This is a genomic window from Flavonifractor sp. An112, assembly GCF_904377885.1.
Classification (GTDB): domain Bacteria; phylum Bacillota; class Clostridia; order Oscillospirales; family Oscillospiraceae; genus Flavonifractor; species Flavonifractor avicola.
This window is the reverse complement of the sequence record NZ_CAJFGT010000099.1, coordinates 1-7652: the sequence shown is the minus strand read 5'-3', so window position 1 is coordinate 7652 and position 7652 is coordinate 1. Positions and strand designations below refer to the sequence as shown.

5 protein-coding genes and 1 pseudogene are annotated in these 7652 nt (G+C 61.0%); 1 reads left to right on the top strand and 5 read right to left on the bottom strand.

Annotated features, from left to right (window positions below; translation table 11 throughout):
* On the top strand, nt 1-1341 hold a 1341-nt coding region (locus IHN22_RS11920; protein ID WP_191435582.1), incomplete at its 5' end, for a hypothetical protein.
* Between the two features lie 46 nt (nt 1342-1387).
* Here IHN22_RS11920 and IHN22_RS11915 read toward each other — a convergent pair.
* The 5 genes and pseudogenes from IHN22_RS11915 to IHN22_RS11895 form a co-directional block, all read right to left on the bottom strand.
* Nucleotides 1388-2281, bottom strand: a complete 894-nt coding sequence (locus IHN22_RS11915) for a DMT family transporter (protein ID WP_191435580.1) — start codon at nt 2279-2281, stop codon at nt 1388-1390.
* A gap of 101 nt (nt 2282-2382) precedes the next feature.
* Entirely contained in the window at nt 2383-3300 is a 918-nt protein-coding gene (locus IHN22_RS11910; RefSeq protein WP_191435578.1) for an SH3 domain-containing C40 family peptidase, read from the bottom strand.
* A 41-nt stretch (nt 3301-3341) separates the two neighbouring features.
* A complete protein-coding gene (locus IHN22_RS11905) occupies nt 3342-3632 on the bottom strand; it encodes a hypothetical protein (RefSeq protein ID WP_087187735.1) in 291 nt (96 codons plus the stop codon).
* A gap of 74 nt (nt 3633-3706) precedes the next feature.
* Complete coding sequence (locus IHN22_RS11900; RefSeq protein WP_191435576.1) at nt 3707-5095, bottom strand: conjugal transfer protein TraL; 1389 nt, start codon at nt 5093-5095, stop codon at nt 3707-3709.
* A gap of 90 nt (nt 5096-5185) precedes the next feature.
* Nucleotides 5186-7652 (bottom strand): annotated as a pseudogene (locus tag IHN22_RS11895) (DNA-directed RNA polymerase subunit beta'); the annotation flags it as partial.

Here is a 7652-nt window from a genome sequence, read left to right as displayed (position 1 = left end):
CAGCGCTTGCTGGTGTATGCGGACGGCAGCTGGCGTCGCTATAACCCGCTTACGGAGGAGCTGCTCATTCCGGCGGAAGAACTGACCGGCTTTGATACCCCCCTGTGGTATCAGTGGGGCCCATCCGGCGGGGTGCCGGAGGGCGGATTCCTGCTGCAACAGATCCCGGAGCAAGTAGAGAACCAGGCCCAGGTATTTCTGGAGGGGGAAGGCTACCACGCACCTCCTGACAGCCTGCTGCTGCGGGTCTGCTTTGACGATCTCAGCGGCCTGGAACTGGCGTCGGAGTGGCAGGGCTATGATGCTATGGAGTGCTACCGGATGACCTACTCGGTGCCGGATACCCATCGGGCGGTGGATCTGCTGTTTTTCCGGCGGGGAGAGGACTATACCTATGTGGGGGAACTGATCGGGATGGACTACCAAACGGTGGAGCCCACCCGCCTGGCTTCTGTGGGGCCTTACAACTATGCGGTGATGTATCATCTGCTGGAGCAGGGCATCCTTACCGCCTTCCCCGAGGCGGACGCCATGCTGCGAGACGCGCCCATGCCGCTGGCAGCCCAGAGCGCCGCAGTGGCCTATTTTTACAGCAACAGGCCGGCGGATATGTCCATTTTCTTTGCCGACCAGGTGCCGCTCCAGCCGGAAGGACGCACCATGCGGATCGATGAAGCAACCTACCTGGGCCTGCGGCAGCTTTACGAGACCTACGGTGTGGTCTATCAGCTAAGGTGCAGCGGCTGGGAGGATGGGAATTGGTATGCCTACCCGGAACCCCTGTGGCTGGTGTTCCAACTGGGCCAGGGAGGAGACATGACTACCGTCCTGGGTGAAAGTGTGCCCAGGGAAACGGTGGAGCAGGCTGCGCTGGAGCAGGGATACCATCTGGTGGATGGGACAGTGGCCCTGTGGCGGGACGGATACCCCAACCCGGCGGGGCCGGGGAGTGAGGTAGGCTTTTTCCAGGAGGAGCCTGTGGTCACCGTTCTGGAGGGGGCCGAGCCCATCTACCAGGCGGGGGACTGGTGGCAGCAAATGGAGTGGGAGGGCCTTTCGGCCCTGTGCTACTGCAATGCCGACGGCGGCTACGCCATCCAGCGTCTGGAGACCACACGAACCGATCTCTTTACTGACCGGGGTATCCGGGTGGGTTCCACCCGGGCGGAGGTGGAGGCGGCCTACGGGGAAAAGCTGTCCCGTACCGACTACTGGGGCCTGTATCCCGGGGAAGATTATCTGTGGTACTGTGCGGACCCGGAGGGCTGGGGGGCGGCCATCCTCTTCTTCTTCGATGGGGACCAAGTGAGCCGTATCGTACTCAACAATATGTTTAATTGACATAAAACAGAGGGGCCTGCCGCGGCTGCGGCAGGCCCCTTTTTCATCAGGTGGCAAGGGTGGTGGAACGGCGCTGGGAGAGCCACAGTCCCACCAGGATGAGGACGATGGCCCCCAGGGTGAAAAGGGTCACCGGCTCCCCCAGGATGAGGAAGGAGGCGGCCACGGTGATCACCGGCATCAGGTAGAGATACACATTGGTGGCTACCGGGCCAATGAGGGCGGAGGCCCGATTCCAGGCCAGGAAGCACAGAGCGGAGGCCACCACGCCCAGGTACACCGTATTGCCCAACATCACCGGTTGGGCAAACCGGGTCAGATCAAAGGTGATGCCGGTACCCAGGCAGAAGGGGAGGGTAAAGAGGACACCCCAGAAAAAGACCTTCCGGGTGACCAGCAGATCGTTGAGGCCCTGACGCTGGGCGGACTCCAGACACAGACCGTAGATGCCCCAACTGATAGCGGAGCCCAGGGCCAACAGACAGCCGATGGGGTTGAAGTCGAAGGATTCCCCCTCCGCCAGGGAGATGAGGGCGATACCTGCCATGGCGAGAACAAAGCCCACAAAGAAGGAGGCTCCAGGCCGGGTGGTTCGACGGCACAGCCACAGCAGCGGCGCGGTAAACATGGGTGCGGAGGAGACGATGAGGCCTACGGTGGAGGCCATGGAAAAGGTGAGGGCGTAATTCTCCAGCAGAGAGTAGAAGGTGAGCCCTGACAGGGCGGCGCCCAGGAAAGGCAGCTCAGATCGGAAACTGCGGGGCAGATGGGGCTTTGGAGCACAGAGAAAGAGAATGGCCCAGGCCAGCACAAAGCGGAAGATGAGGATCTCTACCGGATGGAAGGCATCCAAAAGCACCTTGGTGGAGATATAGGTGGTGCCCCACACAATGGAGACAGCCAGGGCCAGCAGATGGCCAACGGCGGGAGAACGGCTCAAAATGGGCACGCTCCCTTCTGGTTTAATAGGAAAGAAACACCCCGCCTGCTGACGCAGGCGGGGCGAAAACTTTGATATGATCTTTACCTGCCAAGCAAAAATCACAGAATGCGGCGGGCAGCGATATACACGTTGGCGTAGTGGCCGGTCATCAGCTGATCGATCTGCACCTGATACTTGTTGGTAGAGGCGTGGATGAACTGGCCGCTGCCGATGTAGATGCCCACATGAGAGGCGGGGTAAGAGGTATTGTAACGGAAGAATACCAGATCGCCGGGCTGCAGCTCACTCTTGGATACCGCCACACCGTTGGACAGCTGGGTAGAAGCGGTGCGGTTCAGAGTGTAGCCGAAGTGGCGATATATGTAGCTGGTGAAGCCGGAGCAGTCAAAACTATTGGGTCCGTTGCCGCCATAGACATAGGGCACACCCAGGAACTGCTTGGCGTAGCTGACGATCTGCTGACCCATGCTGCTGTCGGAAGCCACAGCCACGGCGGTGGTGCCGTCGCCGCGGGAACCGGCGGAGTCCTTGCAGGTCACCATATACTCGCTGCTGACATAGCCAACAGCACCGCTGGAGGTCTTGATCTTGTACCAGCCATTATTGATACCCACGATGGTGACAACCGCGTTGTCGTTGAGGGTGGTCACCTTGCTGTAGGTGGTGCCAGGCTCGCTGCGCACGTTCAGGGTGGAGCCGCCGGTCTGAACCAGACCGTAACCGATGGTCACATCGGCCTGAGCGGAGACCGTCAGGTATTCGCCGGACATATAGCCTTCCACGGTGTTGTAGTCCACCTTGTACCAACCGTTGCCGGCGTCCTCCAGAATGACGACGGTGTCACCCTCGGAAGCGGTAGCCAGGATGGTGGAAGTGGTGTTGGCCTCGTTGCGAAGGCGAAGGGCGTCGGTATTGACGGTGCCCACACCGCTGGCGGCGGAAGCGCCGATCATACAGACGGCGGAAACGGCGACGGTCAGGAGCGTGGTGCGCAGAAGCTTGGCAGGCGTTATCATTGGTAGAATTCCTCCGTTCTGATCGTTGGGTGAGTAGGAACTTATTTACCGGACAGAGCACGGTCCAGCCAGACGGAAGCCACGTCCATAGCGGCGTACAGGCTGTCTTTCTCGGTCTTCTTAACCACACGGTCCCGGCTCTTCAGGTCAGGGTCGGTGAGCTGAAGCTGAACGGATACCCGGGTGGCCATGTCCAGATCCTGATCCTTCTTCTGGTCCAGAACCTGAAGCATAATGATATATTTTTCGGCCATGCTGCCGTAATAGATCAGACTGTCTTTCCGACGCAGCGGATGGCCCTTGTAAGTCAGAGGGATGCTTTGCGTAGCCATTTTGGCCTCCTTTTGGAAGTTGTTACTGCTTTTTAAAAACTGTAACCAAATTGTAACACATTGTTTCCAAGTCGTCAACCGCTTTTCCGGGATTTCTTGTTTTTTTCGCCCAAACCCTGAGGCAGACAGGGGGAAGAGACGTACAAATGCCGGATCAGCAGGACTGCTGTAAAGATGAGTCCGGCCAGTACCATCAGGCTCTCCAACAGCATGGTGAACATCTGACCACCCAGGGTGAGGATCAGGGTATATTTCATCCGCAGGTAGGTCAGATAGGCACTGAGGGAGGAGAGCTGGACCAGCACTGCCGGAGGCAGGCCCGTGGGACGGGTGCAGGCCCAGACCAGGGTGAGCACGTCAGCCAGGAAGTAATAGCGGTCGTGCATATAGGGGAGAAAGAAGGGCACGCCCAGCGTAAGCGTGATGCCGAAGAGCAGCAGAGCCCCATCGTCCAGCCGGTCCCGGAACAAGAAGGCCAGCACCAGCAGCAGCAAAACCAGGGCAAAGGCCGCCAGAATGCCCAAGCGGGCGCCGAAAGCCTCGTCAATTTGAGTGCCGTAGGGGACCATGGAGAAGATGGAGGCGCAGTTGTAGTTCAGTGCCCCTGCGCCCTCCTGCGTCTGGCCCACATAGACCCCCAGGATATCCCCCAGCGGTTTGCCCAGCAGCAGAGCAGGGATGCAGGTAACGGCATAGGCCAGGGGGAAGCACAACAGGTCCCGGAACCGGGTGCGCCGGGCGATCCAAAGCACTGCCCACAGGGGGAGGATGAACACCGTTTGGAGTTTAAAGGAGAAGGCCACGCCCAGCAGGGCGGCGGAGGCCTTGGGTCGGTTCTCCAGCGCATCAGCCAGGGCATGGAGGGTGAGCGCGCCGTACAGTGCGTCGCACTGTCCCCACAGAGAGCCGTTGAGCACCACAGTGGGCAGCAGCAGCAGGACGCAGAAGCATACCAGGGGACGGATGCTGTCTTTACCGGTGAAGTGGCGCACCAGCCGCAGGCCGCCCCAGGCCAGCAGAACATCAAACAGGATGGAGAAGAGCTTGATGAGGTACAGGTCGGGGACCGGCAGGTAGGAGATGGCGGCCAGGAAATAGAGGTAGGGTACATTATAGTTGCCGATGGGCAGCTTGATGGCAGCGAAGCCGCCGTTGTCCCGGAAGGTGGCCACCCACTGGGACAGGAAGATCTCGTAGTCATCTGCCGCATAGTCCAGCAGGATTGCCCGGAGGAAGAAGGCCAGGCCGATGGGCAGCAGCAGGGTACATAGCCGGTCCAGGGAACAGCCCGACCGGTGGAGCAGCCACAGCGCCAGTACGGCCAGGGCGGTCAACAGTACAAAGACGGCGGCTTTTGCCCCCGGACCGCCCCGGGACAGTTCAGAGATTGGAAACAGGGCAAAAAACAGCAGCGCCAGACCGCCGGCACCGGCGAACAAGGAGAGAGGGGAGCATCGTTTCATCGTGATACCTCATTGTCGGTCGGATGGGACAGGGACAACGATAGAAAAAGGGGGCGCTGCATGGCTGCAACGCCCCCCAAAACATTGGGATTAAAGATCCGCGCTGTCGGTCAGAATGGGCTCCTCAACAACGGGAGCGTCGTCAACGACTTCGGCAATCTCTTCGACGGCCTCGCCGCTCTGGGCGGTACCCTCGTCGTCCATCTGGTCGTATTTGCGGTACATGGACAGGCCGGAGCCGGCGGGGATCAGCTTACCGATGATGACGTTCTCCTTCAGGCCCAGCAGGTGGTCCACCTTACCCTTGATAGCGGCCTCGGTAAGGACCTTGGTGGTCTCCTGGAAGGAGGCGGCGGACAGGAAGGAGTCGGTGGCCAGAGATGCCTTGGTGATACCCATGAGCAGACGGGTGCAGGTGGGCAGCCGCAGCTCCATACCGTCGTTGGTCTCACCGGCGTCGATGCGGGCCTGAACAGCGGCCTTGGCATCCTCGAACTCGATGAGCTCGATGGTGGAGCCGGAGAGCAGGTCGGAGTCGCCGGCGTCCTCCACACGGACCTTCCGCATCATCTGGCGGCAGATAACCTCGATGTGCTTGTCGTTGATATCCACGCCCTGCTGACGGTAGGGCTTCTGCACTTCCTGGATCAGATAGTCGTACACAGCGTGGATGCCCCGGACACGGAGCACGTCCTGGGGATAGAGGGCGCCTTCGGTGAGGGCGAAGCCCTTCTCCACGGTGTCGCCGTTCTTCACACGCAGGCCGGCATAGGGCAGCGTATAGGTGACGACCTCGCCGTCATCGGCGGTGATGGTCACATTGCACATGGAGTTGCGCTTGGCCTCCTCCAGAGTGACCTTGCCGCCCACCTCGGCCAGCTGAGCCATCTTCTTGGGCTTGCGGGACTCGAACAGCTCCTCAACACGGGGAAGACCCTGGGTGATATCGCCACCAGCCACGCCGCCGGTGTGGAAGGTACGCATGGTCAGCTGGGTACCGGGCTCACCGATGGACTGAGCGGCGATGATACCAACGGCCTCGCCGGCGCCCACAGGCTCGCCGATGGCCAGGTTAATGCCGTAGCACTTGGAACATACGCCGCTGCGGGCACGGCAGGTGAGCACGGAGCGGATCTTGACCTGATGGATGCCGTGAGCCTCCAGCAGCTTGGCGTCGTCGGCAGTCATCATGGTGTGGTGGTCGATAAGCACCTCGCCGGTCTGAGGATCGCAGATGTCCTCCACCGGATAGCGGCCCTTCAGACGCTCGCCGAAGGTCTCGATGACCTGGCCGTTCTCCACGATCTCGCTGACCATGATGCCGTCGTCGGTGCCGCAGTCGTCCTCACGGATGATGACTTCCTGAGACACGTCCACCAGACGGCGGGTCAGATAGCCGGAGTCGGCGGTACGCAGAGCAGTATCGGCCATACCCTTTCGGGCGCCTCGGGAGGAGATGAAGTATTCCAGCACGGACAGGCCTTCACGGAAGTTAGACTTGATGGGGATCTCGATGGTGCGGCCGGAGGTGTCGGCCATCAGGCCACGCATACCGGCCAGCTGACGGATCTGAGCGGAGCTACCACGGGCGCCGGAGTCGGCCATCATCCAGATGGGGTTGTAGCGGTCCAGGCCGGCCATCAGGGCGTCGGTCACGTCCTTGGTGGTCTTTTCCCAGGCCTCAACCACCAGGCGATACCGCTCCTCGTTGGTCAGGAAGCCGCGCTTGTACTGGCGCTCGATCTTCACGATCTCCTTCTCGGTGTTCTCGATGAGACCGTACTTCTTCTCGGGGATGGTCATGTCGTAGATGGACACGGTGAGGGAGCCGCGGGTGGAGAACTTGTAGCCCTTGGCCTTAATGGTGTCCAGCACGCCGGCGGACACGGTGAAGCCGTGCTTGACGATGCACTTGTCGATGATCTTGCCCAGCTGCTTCTTGCCGGTCACGAAGTTGATCTCGGGCTCAAACATCTGCTCGGGATCGGTGCGGTCCACAAAGCCCAGATCCTGAGGAATGCCCTCGTTGAAGATCAGGCGGCCAACGGTGGTGCGCACCAGCTTGTAGCGGGTCTCGCCGTCCACCTCGGCGGAACGACGGACCAGGATGGGCACATGGAGCTCCAGCTCGCCCTCGTCGTAGGCCAGACGGGCCTCGATGTCGCTGCCGAAGACATGGAGCACCTCGCGGGGCAGCTGACCGTCCTCGGTCTCGGCACAGATACCGGCGTAGGTGGGGATGTCGTCCAGAGAGCCGGGGTTCTTGACCCACACCAGGTCGCCGGGATTCAGAGTGCCGGCGTCCAGAGCGGCCTTGACGGCGGCAACGTCGTCATAGGTCTCCTCGGCGGTGTGCTCGGCGTACTTCTCGTAGGTCAGGTAGTAGGAACCCAGCACCATGTCCTGAGTAGGCACGGTGACGGGGCCGCCGTCCTGAGGACGCAGCAGGTTGTTGGCGGAGAGCATGAGCACCCGGGCCTCGGTCTGGGCCTCGGCGGACAGGGGCACGTGGACGGCCATCTGGTCGCCGTCGAAGTCGGCGTTGAAGGCGGTACAC